Annotated in this window: 14 protein-coding genes; 7 read left to right on the top strand and 7 right to left on the bottom strand. The window is 64.0% G+C overall.

The features are described 5' to 3' along the window. Together BUE39_RS14960 and BUE39_RS14955 are read right to left on the bottom strand one after the other, a co-directional pair. Positions 1-203: helix-turn-helix domain-containing protein (locus BUE39_RS14960; RefSeq protein ID WP_159442569.1), on the bottom strand; the 203-nt coding region annotated here is incomplete at its 3' end. A gap of 962 nt (positions 204-1,165) precedes the next feature. Then, positions 1,166-2,812, bottom strand: coding sequence for a methyl-accepting chemotaxis protein (locus BUE39_RS14955; protein WP_073429445.1), 1,647 nt, complete (start codon positions 2,810-2,812; stop codon positions 1,166-1,168). A 308-nt stretch (positions 2,813-3,120) separates the two neighbouring features. On the opposite strand from BUE39_RS14955, the gene BUE39_RS14950 reads away from it, so the two are divergent. Beyond that, the gene (locus BUE39_RS14950; protein ID WP_073429444.1) at positions 3,121-3,948 is read left to right on the top strand and encodes a bestrophin-like domain; all 828 of its coding nucleotides are present in this window, start codon (positions 3,121-3,123) and stop codon (positions 3,946-3,948) included. Between the two features lie 29 nt (positions 3,949-3,977). On the opposite strand, the gene argE is transcribed toward BUE39_RS14950, so the two are convergent. Genes argE through BUE39_RS14930 form a run of 4 tightly spaced genes read right to left on the bottom strand, consistent with a single transcriptional unit; the run spans position 3,978 to position 7,672 of the window. After that, positions 3,978-5,141: an acetylornithine deacetylase gene (argE, locus tag BUE39_RS14945; RefSeq protein ID WP_073429443.1), complete on the bottom strand. Its 1,164-nt coding sequence runs from the start codon at positions 5,139-5,141 to the stop codon at positions 3,978-3,980. Continuing rightward, complete coding sequence (locus BUE39_RS14940; protein ID WP_073429442.1) at positions 5,134-5,811, bottom strand: DUF1028 domain-containing protein; 678 nt, start codon at positions 5,809-5,811, stop codon at positions 5,134-5,136. The genes argE and BUE39_RS14940 overlap by 8 nt, the downstream gene beginning before the upstream one ends. A gap of 10 nt (positions 5,812-5,821) precedes the next feature. Next, positions 5,822-6,259, bottom strand: a complete 438-nt coding sequence (locus BUE39_RS14935) for a RidA family protein (RefSeq protein ID WP_073429441.1) — start codon at positions 6,257-6,259, stop codon at positions 5,822-5,824. A 54-nt stretch (positions 6,260-6,313) separates the two neighbouring features. Continuing rightward, positions 6,314-7,672 carry a flavin-containing monooxygenase gene (locus BUE39_RS14930; protein ID WP_073429440.1) on the bottom strand — a complete coding sequence of 453 codons (1,359 nt, stop codon included), beginning with the start codon at positions 7,670-7,672 and terminating at the stop codon, positions 6,314-6,316. Between the two features lie 198 nt (positions 7,673-7,870). Between BUE39_RS14930 and BUE39_RS14925 the strand changes: the two genes are divergently transcribed. From BUE39_RS14925 to BUE39_RS14900, 6 genes are all read left to right on the top strand, one after another. Then, complete coding sequence (locus tag BUE39_RS14925) at positions 7,871-8,797, top strand: LysR family transcriptional regulator (RefSeq protein ID WP_073429439.1); 927 nt, start codon at positions 7,871-7,873, stop codon at positions 8,795-8,797. A 182-nt stretch (positions 8,798-8,979) separates the two neighbouring features. Beyond that, positions 8,980-10,143, top strand: coding sequence for an SRPBCC family protein (locus BUE39_RS14920; RefSeq protein ID WP_073429438.1), 1,164 nt, complete (start codon positions 8,980-8,982; stop codon positions 10,141-10,143). A 32-nt stretch (positions 10,144-10,175) separates the two neighbouring features. Continuing rightward, positions 10,176-11,369 carry an ABC transporter ATP-binding protein gene (locus tag BUE39_RS14915; protein ID WP_073429437.1) on the top strand — a complete coding sequence of 398 codons (1,194 nt, stop codon included), beginning with the start codon at positions 10,176-10,178 and terminating at the stop codon, positions 11,367-11,369. Position 11,370: 1 nt separating this feature from the next. Continuing rightward, positions 11,371-12,417 carry an ABC transporter substrate-binding protein gene (locus BUE39_RS14910; protein ID WP_073429436.1) on the top strand — a complete coding sequence of 349 codons (1,047 nt, stop codon included), beginning with the start codon at positions 11,371-11,373 and terminating at the stop codon, positions 12,415-12,417. Between the two features lie 37 nt (positions 12,418-12,454). Then, complete coding sequence (locus BUE39_RS14905; RefSeq protein WP_073429435.1) at positions 12,455-13,708, top strand: ABC transporter permease; 1,254 nt, start codon at positions 12,455-12,457, stop codon at positions 13,706-13,708. A 35-nt stretch (positions 13,709-13,743) separates the two neighbouring features. Beyond that, positions 13,744-14,571, top strand: a complete 828-nt coding sequence (locus BUE39_RS14900) for an ABC transporter permease (RefSeq protein WP_073429434.1) — start codon at positions 13,744-13,746, stop codon at positions 14,569-14,571. A 141-nt stretch (positions 14,572-14,712) separates the two neighbouring features. Here the strand turns inward: BUE39_RS14900 and BUE39_RS14895 are convergent, their stop codons facing one another. After that, positions 14,713-15,264, bottom strand: coding sequence for a single-stranded DNA-binding protein (locus tag BUE39_RS14895; protein WP_073429433.1), 552 nt, complete (start codon positions 15,262-15,264; stop codon positions 14,713-14,715). Positions 15,265-15,375 lie beyond the last annotated feature (111 nt).

The raw sequence follows: 15,375 nt of genomic DNA, 5'->3' as shown, positions 1-15,375 counted from the left end.
AGGCGCACCACCTCCTGCTCCATCTCAACCGTGGTCTTCGAGGGACTGCTGGCAGGGCGCCGCGACTGATCCGCCAGCGCGTCCTCGCCACGTCTGAGCCATTTGTAGCCGGTCTGCCGGCTGATGTTAAAGCGCTCGCACAGTTCGGTGACCGTGAGCGTGCGCTGACTGGCCAGATGAACAAATTCCTGTCTGAGGCTCATGGTGTCTCTTGCGTTCCAGGGCATGGTCGGGACCGGGCGTTTTCGTACCCGGAAGTGTCAACCATGTCCTCGCACACCTGTCAGCTATGTCTCCGGTCTGTACACCGGCCGCAAAGAGAAGTAGGCAAGAGAAAGCGGCTCAAACCGCTAATTCTTTAGCGGGTCTCCTGGCTTGGAGGGGCTAGTGGTCCATCTGGAATCCGTGTCCTCGCGCACTCCGCGCTCGTGACAAGGCAGTCATTCTTCCGGCGGCGCTGCGCGCGCCGTCGCGGTACTTCATCGAACCGCAGGGCGCTTCTGCGGAATCCGTGTTCTCGCGCATTCCGCGTTCGTGACAAGGCAGTCATTCTTCCGGTAGCGCTGCACGCGCCGTCGCGGTACTTCATCGAACCGCAGGGCGCTTCTGCGTCAGCAGTAGTTCTCCAAACTGCAAGCCACTTCTGCGGTCAGCAGGGGACTTGAAACCGGTAGTGCTGCGTGCGCCAAGCGACTGCACCGAATGCTGACGACTCGCCAGGCGCATCGGTGCGCGGCCAGACTATCCGCGCCTACGTCCAAGGGCCAGGGGTCAGCCGCATGTCTGAAATACCCGCCTGATTTCGGCGCCTCGCCGAGGCGAAGCCGATGGCCCCCGCCGCGCCCAAGCGAAGCCGCTGGTGTGCCGACGGCCCCTTCCGGCGAGCACGCAGTGCGAGGCGGGAAGTATGACTGCCTTGTCACGGGCGCGGAGTGCGCGAGGACACCGATTCCAGATGCACCACTACGCCCTCCAAGCCAGGAGACCCACTTCAAGGCTGACGGTTTGAGCCGCTTTCTTTGCCTACTTTCTTTGCGGCGGCAAAGAAAGTAGGTGCCGCCCCGCACAGGGGCAACACTAATAGACCACTAAGACCACAAGAAAAGGCCAACAAACCAGGCCCACAACCCAAACCGCCGCAGGCAAAAAAAACCCCCAAAAAAACCTAACCCGCGACAAACTCCCCCACAGCCCCCTCAACCGCCCTCTGCCGCCCGGCAAAAGCAGCCGAAGCACCACCCCCAGCACCACGACCGCCCCCCGTCTGAAACACGGCCACGGCAGCCGTCAACCGCCTCGCCTGCTCTTCCAGCGAACTGGCCGCCGCCGCAGCCTGCTCGACCAGCGCGGCATTCTGCTGAGTCACCTCGTCCATCTGAGCGACAGCGAGATTGACCTGATCGATACCGGTACTCTGCTCGATCGCGGCCGCCGCGATCTCGCCCATGATCGAACTGACGCGCGAAATCGCGTTGACGATCTCCGTCATCGTCGAGCCCGATCGCTCGACCAGTTCCGAGCCGGCCTCCACCCGCGCCGTGGACGCGTCGATCAAACCCTTGATCTCCTTCGCCGCCGCCGCGCTTCGTTGCGCCAACGACCGCACCTCGCTCGCCACCACCGCAAAGCCGCGTCCCTGCTCGCCCGCGCGCGCCGCTTCCACGGCGGCGTTCAGCGCGAGGATATTGGTCTGAAAAGCAATCCCTTCGATCACGCCGACAATGTCGGCAATCCGCCGCGAGTCGTCGACGATGCCATGCATCGTGCCCACCACCTGCTCGGTGAGGTTGCCGCCCTGCGCGGCCAGCGTCGACGCGCCCTGGGCCAGCGAACTCGCCTGCTTCGCGTTGTCCGCGGTCTGCTTGACCGTCGAGGTGAGCTGTTCGATGCTCGCCGCCGTTTCCTCGAGCGACGCGGCCTGCTCCTCGGTGCGCTGCGACAGATCGGTATTGCCCGCGGCGATCTCGCTCACGCCGGTGTCGATCGATTCGGTGCCCTGGCGCACCGAGTTCACCGTCGCGATCAGCGAGTCCTGCATCTTGCGCAACGCGGCGGCGAGGCGGCCCATTTCGTTGTCGCTGCTCACGACGATCTGGCCGGTCAAGTCGCCGCCGGCGATGCGCTGGAATTGCGCGATGGTGGCATCGACCGGACTGACGATTGCGCGCACCAGCACCGCGCGGCCGATCCACGAGGCCAGCAGCGACGCCGCCATGCCGATCGCCACCGCAATGCAGATCGCGTAGAACAGGTCCTGCGCATCCTGATAGCGCTGCGCGGCGCGATCGAGTTGCAATTTTTCGAGCGCGAGCATCGCCTTTTCGTACGCGCTGTAGAGCGACGGCAGCTTGCGCGCCTGCAATTGCTGGAATGCCGTCTTGTCGCCCGATTTAAGCGCGGCCATTGACGGATCGACGCCCTCGCGCAGGAAAATGTCGCGCTTGTCCTGCATCTCCTTGATCAGGCGCTGTTCGTCGGCATCCGTGCTCGCGCGGCTCAGATAGTGGGCAAGACGCTCGTTGGATACTTTCTGGTATTGATCGAACCGCTTCAGCACGGCATCCGCGCCGTCCTGATCGTTCAGATCGACGAGCGATGCGTACGTCGCGAGCGCCAGGCGTAAACGCAGCAACTGGCCGGCGCTGCCTTCGAGGTCGGCGACCGCGGGCGTATCCACCGTGTACATCTGCTGCAGCGACGCATTGCTCGCGCGCAGCGACAGCAGACCGGCGGCGGCGCCGAGCAGCAGCACCACGCCGAAGAACGCGATCATCAGGGTAAGACAGGTGCGAATCGACAGATTTTTCAGCATTGGCTCTCTCCAAAGGGGGCTGCCTGACCGAATTGTTCAGTGATTAGCCTCGGCCACGCCTGCTGCGCCTAAGCCCCTTCGGCCAGGTCCGCAACTTTTTATTCGAATTCGTGCGACTGCGACACATAAAGGGACTACGGCTGAATCGCGCAAAACTTTATGGCTGGTAGCGCGTGGGCTTGCGATCCATCAAGATACGAGCGAAAGCGGGAAGCCGTTGCCCGGAGACCCTTTTGCGGGACTATCCGGGTTTCCGGTCGGCGGCGGTTGATGGAAAGTGACGAGGCACGCGTCTTCGGAGCATTTCTATGTCGGAAATAGCCACGGCTCTGCTGGTCTTCGTTTTGTTGCTCGCCGCAACCGGACTCGGCGTGTGGGTGCGCCCGCTTTTGCCCGAGGAGCACAAGGCGCACGAAACGGTGCAACTCGTCCAGTTGGTGATCGGCATGCTGGTGACGTTTGCCGCGCTGGTGCTGGGCTTGATGACGGCGTCGGCGAAATCCAGCTTCGATACGGCGTCGAATGATTTGCGCACCTTTGCCGCCGATCTGATCGAATTCGATACGACGCTGCGGCAATACGGCGACGAAACCGCCGAGCCGCGCCGCCTGTTGCGGGCTTATACCGCGGCGGCGATTGCGTCGACGTGGCCCGGCGAGGCCGCGCCCGCCGGTGATTATCCGAAGAACATCGGCACGCGACCCGGCTCGACGAAGCTGGAAAACGTGCGCCTCGGCGAATTGTTGAACACGGTGGGCCAGCGGCTGCGGCAATTGCAAGCGCGCGACGCCTTGCAGCAGCGCGCGCTCGATGATGGTTTGACGCAGTTCCGGCGCGTCGTGGATGCGCGGTGGAAACTCATCGAGGAGGCGCACAGCTCGATCTCGCAGCCTTTCTTCAAGACGCTGACTTTCTGGTTGTGCGTGATTTTTCTCAGCTTCGGGTTGATCGCGCCTCGCAACGCGCTGGCGCTCGTCACGATTTCGCTGGGGGCTGTTTCGATCGCTTCCGCTATCTATGTCATCGTGGATCTGGATTCGCCGTTTTCAGGGCCGATCGTTATTTCCAGTTCGCCGATGAGAGATGCGTTGGAGCATCTGCTCGCGGCGCCCCCTGTCTTGCCGGGCGATGCGTGACACCGCGGCGCCGTCCTTAATGCTCCGTCTCAACGAGCGACCGAAAGGTAATCCGCCAGGCGAGCCAGCATGGCGTCGCAAGCGCGCAATTGCTCGACGGTGACGAATTCATCGGGCTTGTGTCCCTGGTCCATGCTGCCGGGTCCGCAGACCACCGTGGGAATGCCCGCCTGCTCGAAGAGCCCGCCCTCCGTGCCGAACGCCACCGTGCCGAACTCCTCGGAGCCGCTGAGCAACGCCAAAAGACGCGCCGCTTCGCTATCGGGCGACGTCGCCAATGCCGGATAAGCGGAGAGCGACTGAAAGCGGATGTCGGCTTCGGACTTCACCGCGCGCATTTTCGGCAGCAACTCGGCTTCGGCGTAGGTCTGCAATGCGTCGGCGACACGATGCGCCTCGAAACCCGGCAGCGCGCGCACTTCGAAGTCGAATTCACATTCCGCCGGCACGATGTTCAGCGCACGGCCGCCTTTGATCACGCCCGTCTGCACGGTCGAGAACGGCGGATCGAAACGCTCGTCGTGATGTTCCGGCTGGGCCAGTTGCTCGCCGATCTGTTCGAGACGGCCGATCATCCGCGCCGCGTACTGAATGGCGTTGACGCCATACGGCGCATAGGCCGAATGGCAAGGCGCGCCTTTCACGTGACAGCGCATCGCCAGCTTGCCCTTGTGCCCCAGCACCGGCTTGAGTTCAGTCGGTTCGCCGATCAGACACAGAACCGGCTTATGCGCGCGCCGCTCCAGTTCCGCCAGCATCGGCCGCACGCCGAGGCAGCCGACTTCCTCGTCGTAGGAAAAGGCGAGATGCACCGGCAGCTTCAACGCCCGCTCGACAAAGCCGGGCACCGCCGCCAGCACCGATGCGATGAAACCCTTCATGTCGGCCGTGCCGCGGCCATACAGCCGCCCATCGCGTTCCGTGAGACGGAATGCATCGACGGTCCACGCCTGGCCTTCGACCGGCACCACGTCGGTATGGCCGGACAGCACGATGCCGCCGCGCTCGCGCGGACCGATGGTCGCAAACAGATTCGCCTTGGTGCGTTCGGCGTTGTAGAACAGTTCGCTCTCGACACCGAGTTCGTCGAGGTAGCGCCGAATGAACGCGATCATGTCCAGATTCGAATCGCGGCTGACCGTCGGAAAGCCGATCAGGCTTGCGAGCAGCGCGCGGCTGGATCTGTCATTCATTGCCCGGCACTCCGTAGCTGGGCGCGGCGGTCGGATTCAACGCGCGGGTCAGGTAGTCCTGCATCTGCGGCCGATACGCGTGCCACAAACCGTCGAGTTGACCGATGGGATCGTCGTCCGCCCAATCGACCCGCAAATCGACCATCGGCCAGCTCACGTCGCCGACGATCTTGAGCGCCGCCGAATGCACCGGCCCCGCCTCGCCGCCCGCGGCCATCGCCGCATGCATCGCCGCGAGCAGCCGATCCGCCAGCGCGCCGGATGCCTGCTCGAACGCCGCAGCCATCGCCTCGATCACTTCGATGCCCGCGAGCATGTTGCCCGCGGCCACGCATTGCTTGCCGGCGACGGCGTGATAGGTGCCCAACGCTTCCTTGCCGCTGAAGAACGCCGTGCGGCCCAGGCTATCGACCACCGTCACCTGCCGATATTCGCTCCACTCGCTTGCGCCGAGCGCGCGGTCCAATGCCGCGGCAGGATCGATTTTCCCGCTCTCCAGAAGGTCAAGAACTCGCGGGCCCAGCGCGGGCAGCGTGACGTTCTGGGTCGCCACCGCGCCGACGCCTGTCCGCACCCACGGGCAGCGAGCGCCGACCGCGATGCTGGAAGAACTGATCGCGATACCGAGTTGCCCCGATCGCGCACAACGTCCGACGATAGAGAATGTCATGTCGTGCTCCTCAGGCTGTCGGCCGCGTCCAGCCATCGGGAATCACGGCGATGACGTCGATCTCCATCAGCCATTGCGGCTGACCCAACGCGACCACCACCAGGCCGGTGGAAATCGGAAATACGCCTTTCAACCACTTTCCGACTTCCTGATAGACCGGCTCGCGATAACGGATATCGGTGAGGTAGGTCGTCGTCTTGACGACGTGAGACAAATCGCTGCCGGCCTCCTCCAGCAACTGCTTGAGGTTTTTCATCGCCTGCTCGGCCTGGGCGCGCGGATCACCGAGGCCGACCAGACGGCCTTCGAAATCCGTCCCCACCTGGCCGCGTACATAGACCGTGTTGCCGGCGCGCACGGCCTGACAAAGATCGTTGTCGAGCGTCTGGTTCGGATACGTATCCTTCGTGTTGAACATGCGGATACGGGTATGCGTGGGTTGGCTCATCGATGCACCTCAATGCGGGGAAGAAATAGATCGCGGATCAAAGCGGCGTGGCGTTCAATTCACGCCCATTTCGCTAACTTTGTGGACGCGTGAACCGGCGGACGCACCCTCGGCGCTTTCCGCGCTTTCCTCGTTGCGGCCTCGCGCATGGCGCTGCGATTCGTCGTAATACGCCAGATATTTGCGCTGCGTGACGATGTGATCGGCGATGTGCTTCGCGTCGTGCCACACGCCCCAGATGAATGCCGAACCGCGACGCGACAACCACGGCAAGCCGAGAAAATAGATGCCCGGCTCCTTCGACACACCGCGCTGATGCACCGGCTTACCCTTTTCATCGAAGGCGTCGACCTTCAGCCAGTTGAAATCGACCGCGTAGCCGGTCGCCCAGACAATCGACGTCACGCCGGCTGTCGCCAGATCGAGATCGCGCAACGGATGCGTGACGCACTCGGGGTCGGCGGGAATGACACGCGCTTCGGGCTCTGGCGGAAGATCGAGGCCGTTGCGCTCGGCATACGCGTCGGCCGCGTCCAGCAGCGACAGATAGTTTTCGTCACCGCGCGCGAGGTTCGTCGCGAGATCGGCTTCGAAGGTTGCCACGCCCTTATCGAAAGACTTCGTGAGACCGACGAGCGTCACGCCCTGCTGCGCGAGACGCCGGAAGTCCACCGTATGACCGCCGCGCGAGCCGCTCACGGCAATCGTGACGTGCTCCCTGCCGGGCTTCATGACCTCCGCGTCCCATTCGCCGAGCACGCCCAGCCACCAGCAGAAATCGCGGCCGCGATAGGCGCGCGGCGGACGATCATGCGCGCCGATCGACAGATAGACGCGCTTGCCCGCACGTTGCAGCTCGTCCGCGATCTGCACGCCGGACGATCCCGCGCCGACCACGAGCACGCCCCCTTCGGGCAATTGCCCCGGATTGCGATAGTCGGCGGAATGAATTTGCGTGAGAGTCGAATCTCGCGGCGCGATCGGCGGAATCACGGGGCGCTGGAAAGGCCCGGTCGCGACGACCACGCGATTGGCCTCCACCACGCCCTCCGACGTTTCGATGGTGAAGCCCGGCCGCCCGGCATTGCGCACGACCTGCCGAACTTCCACGCCGGTGCGGATCGGCGCCTCGAACTTCCTTGCATACGCGACGAAATAATCCGCCACCTGCTCTTTTGAAGCGAAGGCGTCCGGGTCGACATCCGCGAACTCGAGATTGGGGAAACGATCGTGCCACGCGGGACCGTTGGCCACCAGCGAATCCCAGCGTGCCGTGCGCCAGCGCTCGGCGATACGGGCGCGCTCCAGCACGAGATGCGGCACGCCGAGCTTGCTCAGATGTTCACTCATGGCGACGCCGGCCTGACCGGCGCCGACCACCAGCGTATCGATTGACGTTCTTTCCACTGTCATGACTGTGTCCTTCCGAAGAGGCGGTGGTTTGCGATGGCGTGTGCCGCCTGGGCCATTCGTCTGCGTGAAAATCTACCCGCCCGTTCCGAATCCGAAAAACACATTTAAAAAATGCATAGCATTGGGTTTACCTATGCAGCGCTTTTTGACCGCTTCACAATGCGGCGCATTGAAGACCTTGAAGAGGGAGCGTCGTCGATGGAAAGCCACCCGTTGCGCTACTCGTTGCGCCAGTTGCGCTATTTCGTGGTCACCGCCGAAGCGTTGTCGTTCACCGCCGCCGCGAAGCGTCTGCACATCTCGCAACCGTCCATCTCGACGGCGCTCGCGGATCTGGAAGTGTCGTTCGGCGTGCAACTCTTCATACGGCATCACGCGAGCGGTCTGTCGCTCACGCAAGCGGGACGCGATCTGCTCGGGCAAGCGCGCAATCTCCTGAAGATCGCGGAGGAATTGCAGACCACCGCCAAGGAAATGGACGGCGGCATGACGGGCGCCATCGCGCTCGGCTGTCTCGTCTCGCTTGCGCCGCCGCTCATGCCGGGGCTGATCAGCCGTTTCACGGGCGAGCACGCGGGCATTTCGTTTCGCACCGTCGAGGCGCATCAGGATGGCCTCTTGCGAGGCCTGCACGACGGCTCGCTCGATCTCGCCCTCACCTACAGTCTCGACCTGACGGAAGACATCGCCTTCACGCCGCTGCTCTCGCTGCCGCCTTACGTGATCCTGCCGAAGACGCATCGCCTCGCACGCGCGCGCAAGGTGTCGCTCGCGGACCTCTTGCACGAGCCCTATGTGATGCTCGATCTGCCGCACAGCCGCGAGTATTTCGCGGCGCTCTTCGACGCGGTGGGCAGCCGCCCGGTGCCTGCGTTCCGTTCATCGCAGCCGGAGGTCGTGCGCGGCATGGTGGCCAACGGTCTCGGCTATAGCCTGCTCAACTTTCCGCTCAAGTCGAATCGCACCGTGGACGGCGAAGAGTTCGCGATCAAGCGCTTCAAGGACAACGTCAACGCAACGATGCTCGGCATCGCGCAATCACGCACGATGAAGCCCCGCCAGGTCGTGCAGCGCTTCGCGTCGTTCTGCGAGCACTATATTCGGCGACTGCATATCGACGCATGACGCGCAGCGCTCAATCGGCTGCTTCGCGCGTTCGCGCGCTGCATAGGCAAAAGCTCTGCTTTGTATCTGAAAACAATATTTTGCCTTGCAAATTGGCTTGATAGATTGATGTCCATGTTGAGCGCCGCCACGCAAAGCCTCGCGACTGCGCGCTCTTAACGTGACGACTCGAGGGGGACATCATGACCAGCCCGGCAAGGACGATCGCAGTGCAAGCGCTTGTCGACGACCTGCGCACGGGTTGCGAACGGCCCTTCAGCGACGCGCATGCGATGCCGCCCGGCGTGTACACGTCGCCCGAATTTCTCTCGCTGGAAGAGCACGCGATCTTCGAGCGGGAATGGCAATGCGTCGGCCGCGCCAGCGCGCTCAAGGCGCCGGGCGATTACATGACCGCGCGCATCGGAGCGCAACCGGTGGTCGTCTTGCGCGACGAACAGATGCAGTTCAAGGCGATGTCGAACGTGTGCCTGCATCGCATGTCGGTGCTGCTCGAAGGACGCGGCAATGTACGTCGCATCGTCTGCCCCTATCACGCGTGGAACTATTCGCTGGACGGCGCGCTGCAAGGCGCGCCGCTCATGGATCGGCAGGCGGGCTTCTGCAAGGAAAGCTACAGGCTGCCCGCCGTGCGTTGCGAGGAATGGCAAGGCTGGCTCTACGTCACGCTCGACGAAAACGCGCCGCCCGTGCATACGCAGCTTGCCGGTTTGAGCGAACTCATCGGCGCATACGGCATGTCGGACTACATCGAGACCTTCCATGAAGAGCACGTGTGGGACACGAACTGGAAGATCCTCGCGGAAAACTTCATGGAGAGCTATCACCTGCCGATGCTGCATCGCGCAACGGTAGGACCGCATTCGCGGCTCGATGAAATGGAATGCCCGCCGGGCTATCCCGCGTTCAACTATCACTGGATCACGAAGGAAGCGTCCTTGCCCATCGGCAACGCGCATCCGGACAACACGCGTCTCACGGGACACTGGCGCAAGACTACCGCGCTGCTCGCCATCTACCCGACGCATCTCGTCACGCTCACGCCGGGCTACTTCTGGTATCTCGTGCTGCAACCTCAAGGCGTGGAGCGCGTGCATATCCGTTTCGGCGGCGGGCTTGCGCCGGAGTTCATCGCGGACCCCGAGGCCGGCGCGCACATGGCCACGTTGAAGAAACTGCTCGACGAGGTGAATGCGGAAGACCGGCGCGGCGTGGAAGCGGTGTTTCGCGGCGTGCACGCGCCGCTCGCGAAGCCCGGCCATCTGAGCCATCTCGAACGCCCCAACCATGACTTCGCGCGCTACGTCGCCGGCAAGATCGCCGCGACGAAGCCCGGCACGCACTGATTACGACGCACCATCGAGAGGAACGCGATCACATGTCGAACCCTGCCTTCATTTCGCTCTCGCGCGTGAGCAAATCGTATGACGGCGCCCAGTACGTCGTCGATGATCTGAATCTCGACGTGAGCAAGGGAGAATTCCTGTCGCTGCTCGGCCCCTCGGGCTCGGGCAAGACGACCACGCTGATGATGCTCGCGGGTTTCGAAACGCCCACTCACGGCGAGATTCGCCTCGACGGCCGGCGGCTCGACGACAAGCCGCCGCATCAACGCGACATCGGCATGGTGTTTCAGAACTACGCGCTGTTTCCGCATCTGACGATCGCGGAGAACGTTGCGTTTCCGCTCTCCGTGCGGCACGTGAGCCGCGCCGAACAGAAGGCGCGTGTGAAGCGCGCGCTCGATATGATCGAGCTGCCGCATCTGGCGAACCGGCGTCCCGCGCAGTTATCCGGCGGACAGCAGCAGCGCGTGGCGCTCGCACGCGCGCTCGTGTTCGAGCCGAGCGTCGTGCTGATGGATGAGCCGCTCGGCGCGCTCGACAAGCGCCTGCGCGAAACGATGCAATACGAAATCATGCGCCTGCATCGCGAGTTGTCGCTCACGATCGTCTATGTGACGCACGACCAGGCCGAAGCGCTGACGATGTCCGACCGCGTCGCCGTGTTCTCCGACGGCCGTATCCAGCAGGCCGCCACACCGAGCGAACTGTACGAGAACGCGCAGAACGCGTTCGTCGCTAATTTCGTCGGCGAGAACAACGGGTTGACCGGGCGCGTCGTCACCGCGGGCGAAGGCTGGGCGACGCTGGCGCTCTCGGACGGCAGCGTGATTCGCGGCCGTTGCGAACACGGCCTGCGGGCAGGCGACGACGCGATGCTCGCGTTGCGCCCCGAACGCGCGCATATCCCGAGCGCGGAAGGCACGCAGGCAAGCACGCGCGCCGACGAACACAACAACGTGGTGCGCGCTCGCGTCGAGGAACGGGTGTATTGCGGCGATCATCATCGCGTGCACCTGAAGCTCGGCTCGCGCGATTCGATCGTCGTGAAAGTGCCGAATACGCAGCGCCACGCGCTGCCTTCGCCCGGCAGCACGATCGAGATCGCGTGGCGCCACGACGACTGCAAGATTCTCGCGATGACCGCGCCGCGAAGCGCGCCCGCGATGCCCGTATCCGCACCGCCTTCACCTTCCATCATCACGACCGCACCAGCAGGAGCCAACTGACATGCGCACCCTCATCCAAGCACAATGCGCCGCACTCGCCGTACTCGCATTCGCCACCGTGGCCGCCCAGGCGGCGGAGACGCTCTCCGTCGTGACCTTCGGCGGCGCATACGAAGCAGCGGCCAAAAAAGCGTATTTCGAGCCGTTCACGCAAGCCACGGGAATCGGCTTCTCCACCGAATCGTATGACGGCGGCCTCGCGAAGCTCTCCGCGATGGAGCAGGCGAAGAACACCACGTGGGACCTGATCGACCTCGAAACCAACGATGCGATCACCGCTTGCGACGAAGGCCTCCTGCAGAAGTTCGACAGGAAGACGATCGGCAAGACGAGCGACTTCATCCCCGGCTCGATCAGCGATTGCGCGGTCGCCAGCATGGTCTGGTCCACCGTCTACGCGTACGACGCGAGCAAACTCAAGACCGCCCCGACCACCGTCAACGACTTCTTCGACCTGCAGAAATTCCCGGGCAAGCGCGGCTTGCGCAAGTCGCCGAAGGTATCGATGGAATGGGCGTTGATTGCGGACGGCGTCGACCCGAAGGATGTCTACAAGGTGCTCGCCACGCCCGCCGGCGTGGATCGCGCGTTCAGGAAGCTCGACACGATCAAGAAGAGCATCGTGTGGTGGGAGTCGGGAGCGCAGGCGCCGCAGTTGCTGGCGGACGGCGCGGTCGTGATGACACAGGCCTACAACGGCCGCATTTCCGATGCCGCGAAGAAGGACAACAAGCCGTTCAAGGCCGTCTGGGACGCGCAAGTCTACGACTTCGACTGGTGGGGTGTGCCGACGGGCGCGAAACACGCCGACGCTGCCGCGAAGTTCATCGTCACCGCTTCGCAGCCGAAGGCCTATGCGGAGTTGTCGAAGTACATCGCCTACGCGCCGCCGCGCAAGGACGCGATCGCGCTGGTCGACAAGCAGCGCCTCGCCGATCTGCCGACCGCACCCGAGAACTTCAAGCGCGCGCTGCAGATCAACGCGAACTTCTGGGCCGACAACGCGGACCAGATCAACAAGCGGTTCCAGGTGTGGCTGACGCAGTAACACCATCGTCCGACGAGAGCCCAACTTGACTACCAGCATGCCCGCTTCCGCCCAAGGCCCGGTGCCGGGCTCACCGACGAGAGCCGACGGCCGCGCGTCGTTTCAAAAGACGCGCCGCCGCGCATCGATGCAAGCGCTGTTGCTCGCGCTGCCGTTGCTCGTGTTTCTGCTGTCGACCTTCATTGCGCCGATCATGCTGTTGCTCGCGCGCAGCGTGCAGAACCGCGAAGTGCCCGACAGCATGCCCGCGCTCGCGCGCGCGCTCGATGCGTGGGACGGTGGCGGCGTGCCGGACGAACACACGTTCGCCCTGCTCGCGGCGGGGCTCAAGGAGGCGCAGCAGAGCGGGCAGCTCGGCACCGTGGCGCGACGGCTGAACTTCGCAGAGCCCGAGTTTCGCAGCCTGTTGATGCGCACCGCGCGCCAACTGCCCGCCGATGCGCCGCCCGCGTGGAAAACGACGCTCGCCGGACTCGACGACCGCTGGAACTCGCCGGAGACCTGGCGGTTGCTCAAGCGCGCCGCCGCGTCGCCGACGCCGGACTATCTGCTCGCCGCGGTCGATGCGCAAGTCACGCCGCAGGGCGCGGTCGGGTTCGTCCCGGACAACGCTTCCGTCTATCGGCAGGCGTTCGCGCGCACGATCTCGATCAGCGCCGCCGTCACGCTGCTGTGCCTCGTACTCGGTTATCCCGTCGCCTGGCTGCTCGCGAACTTGCCCGCGAAAAGCGGCAACCGGCTGATGCTTCTCGTGATCGTGCCGTTCTGGACCTCGCTGCTCGTGCGCACGACCGCGTGGTACGTGCTGCTGCAACCGGGCGGCGTCATCAATAGCCTGCTGATGGGTCTCGGTCTCGCCACGCATCCGCTGCCGCTGATCTTCAACCGCGCGGGCGTGCTGATCGGCATGACGCACGTGCTCCTGCCTTACATGATTCTCGCGATCTATTCGGTGATGAAGAGCGTGTCGCCCGTTTACATGCGCGCCGCGCAATCGCTCGGCGCGCATCCGTTCACCGCGTTCGTGCGGATCTACGTGCCGCAGACGCTGCCGGGCGTGGGCGCCGGCTGCTTCCTGGTATTCGTGCTCGCGCTCGGCTACTACATCACGCCTGCGCTGCTCGGCGGCGCCGGCGACGAGATGATCAGCCAGCTCATCGCGATGCAAACCAACACGCAGCTCAACTGGGGCCTCGCCGGCGCGCTGTCGGCCTATCTCGTGATTTTCACGGCGATCTTTTATTTCCTGTTCAACCGCATTGTCGGCATCGACCGCTTGCGTTTCGGTTGAACCGGGTCGAAACACGCACACGACGAAGGAACGACATGCAGGATCAACGCAACAAGGTGCTGACGGAGCGCATCGCCGCCCGCGGGGTGCGGCTGCATAGCGCGCTCGTGCTGTTCTTTCTGATTGCGCCGATTCTCGCGATCATCCCGCTCTCGTTCAATGCCGGCTCGTACTTCTCGTATCCGATGCAGGGCTTTTCGCTGCGCTGGTACGAGCAGGCGCTCACGAGCGCGGACTGGCAACGCGCGCTGCCGAACAGCGTCGGCATCGGCGCGGCTTCGACGCTGATCGCCACCTGTCTCGGCACGCTCGCCGCGCTGGGCCTCTCGCGCGCGCAGTTTCCGCTGCGCGGTCTGATCATGCCGCTCATCATCTCGCCGATGATCGTGCCGATCGTCGTCGTTGCCGCGGGCTTCTACTTGATCTTCGCGCCGCTCGGCCTCGTGAACTCGTATCCCGGCGTCGTGCTGGCGCACGCGGCGCTCGGCACGCCGTTCGTCGTGATCACCGTGACGGCGTCATTGCTTTCCTTCGATCACAGTCTGTTGCGGGCCGCTTCCGGACTCGGCGCGCCGCCTTGGGTCGCATTCAGGCGCGTGACGTTGCCGCTCATCACGCCGGCGGTGGCGACCGGCAGCGTGTTCGCTTTCGCGACCTCGTTCGACGAAGTGATCGTCATTCTGTTCATCGGCGGGCCGGATCAAACCACCGTGCCGCGGCAGATGTGGAGCGGTATTCGCGATTCGATCGACCCGTCGATCCTCGCCGTGGCCACGATGTTGATCGTGTTTGCGGTGCTGCTGTTCGCGAGCATCAACTGGCTGCGCGGACGGGCGGCTGCAGCCAGCAACGCTGTTATCTGACGCACCGGGGCGCGTCGCTTCGTGGTCGCGCTGAAGCAGGGATTCGCCGGCTCAACAGCGGGCCATGAATAGGCGGGCAAACAAAAAGCCCGTCTCCACAAAGAGGACGGGCTTGTACCTGCAAAACTGTTTTAGTCGGGTTTAGAACGGAATGTCGTCGTCCATTTCATCGAAGCCGCCGCCGGCCGGGGCGCTCGGACGGCTAGAACCGCCGCTGGCGCCGCCACCCGCGCCGCCGCCGCTGCCGCCACGCGAACCGCCGCCCGACATCGCACGGCCACCACCGCCACCGCCGCTGCGCTCCGACGGCTCACCGCGGCTATAACCGCCTTCGTCGCCACCGCCACCCATCGAGCCGCCGCGGCCGCCCAGCATTTGCATCTGCTCGGCGACGATTTCGGTCGAGTAACGGTCGGTGCCGTCTTGCGCCTGCCATTTACGGGTGCGAATGCGCCCTTCCAGGTACACCGACGAGCCTTTCTTCAGATATTCCGACACGATTTCAGCGAGCCGGCCGAAGAACGACACACGGTGCCATTCGGTGGCTTCCTTGAATTCGCCGGACGCCTTGTCCTTGTACCGATCCGTCGTTGCAAGGCGGATGTTCGCCACTGCGTCGCCGCTCGGAAGATAACGGACTTCCGGATCGGCTCCGAGATTGCCGACGAGAATGACCTTGTTCACGGATGCCATGAGTTTCTCCTGTTGATTCCATTTCGGGCGGCGCGGCGGTGCACGGTTCGCGTCTCATGGGCCGGCGGGCCCGAGACCGGAAGTGCGCCTCATCCCGCCGCCGGGTGAGTT

Source organism: Paraburkholderia terricola, assembly GCF_900142195.1.
Lineage (GTDB): Bacteria > Pseudomonadota > Gammaproteobacteria > Burkholderiales > Burkholderiaceae > Paraburkholderia > Paraburkholderia terricola.
This window is presented reverse-complemented; position numbering and strand designations above follow the sequence as displayed.

Excerpts from the sequence above, each read along its gene's own strand:
- BUE39_RS14910 (WP_073429436.1), top strand. The coding sequence starts at position 11,371 with ATGCGCACCCTCATCCAAGCACAATGCGCCGCACTCGCCGTACTCGCA.
- BUE39_RS14935 (WP_073429441.1), bottom strand. The coding sequence starts at position 6,259 with ATGAGCCAACCCACGCATACCCGTATCCGCATGTTCAACACGAAGGAT.
- BUE39_RS14925 (WP_073429439.1), top strand. The coding sequence starts at position 7,871 with ATGGAAAGCCACCCGTTGCGCTACTCGTTGCGCCAGTTGCGCTATTTC.
- BUE39_RS14895 (WP_073429433.1), bottom strand. The coding sequence starts at position 15,264 with ATGGCATCCGTGAACAAGGTCATTCTCGTCGGCAATCTCGGAGCCGAT.
- BUE39_RS14950 (WP_073429444.1), top strand. The coding sequence starts at position 3,121 with ATGTCGGAAATAGCCACGGCTCTGCTGGTCTTCGTTTTGTTGCTCGCC.
- argE (WP_073429443.1), bottom strand. The coding sequence starts at position 5,141 with ATGAATGACAGATCCAGCCGCGCGCTGCTCGCAAGCCTGATCGGCTTT.
- BUE39_RS14930 (WP_073429440.1), bottom strand. The coding sequence starts at position 7,672 with ATGACAGTGGAAAGAACGTCAATCGATACGCTGGTGGTCGGCGCCGGT.
- BUE39_RS14915 (WP_073429437.1), top strand. The coding sequence starts at position 10,176 with ATGTCGAACCCTGCCTTCATTTCGCTCTCGCGCGTGAGCAAATCGTAT.
- BUE39_RS14900 (WP_073429434.1), top strand. The coding sequence starts at position 13,744 with ATGCAGGATCAACGCAACAAGGTGCTGACGGAGCGCATCGCCGCCCGC.
- BUE39_RS14955 (WP_073429445.1), bottom strand. The coding sequence starts at position 2,812 with ATGCTGAAAAATCTGTCGATTCGCACCTGTCTTACCCTGATGATCGCG.
- BUE39_RS14940 (WP_073429442.1), bottom strand. The coding sequence starts at position 5,811 with ATGACATTCTCTATCGTCGGACGTTGTGCGCGATCGGGGCAACTCGGT.
- BUE39_RS14920 (WP_073429438.1), top strand. The coding sequence starts at position 8,980 with ATGACCAGCCCGGCAAGGACGATCGCAGTGCAAGCGCTTGTCGACGAC.
- BUE39_RS14905 (WP_073429435.1), top strand. The coding sequence starts at position 12,455 with ATGCCCGCTTCCGCCCAAGGCCCGGTGCCGGGCTCACCGACGAGAGCC.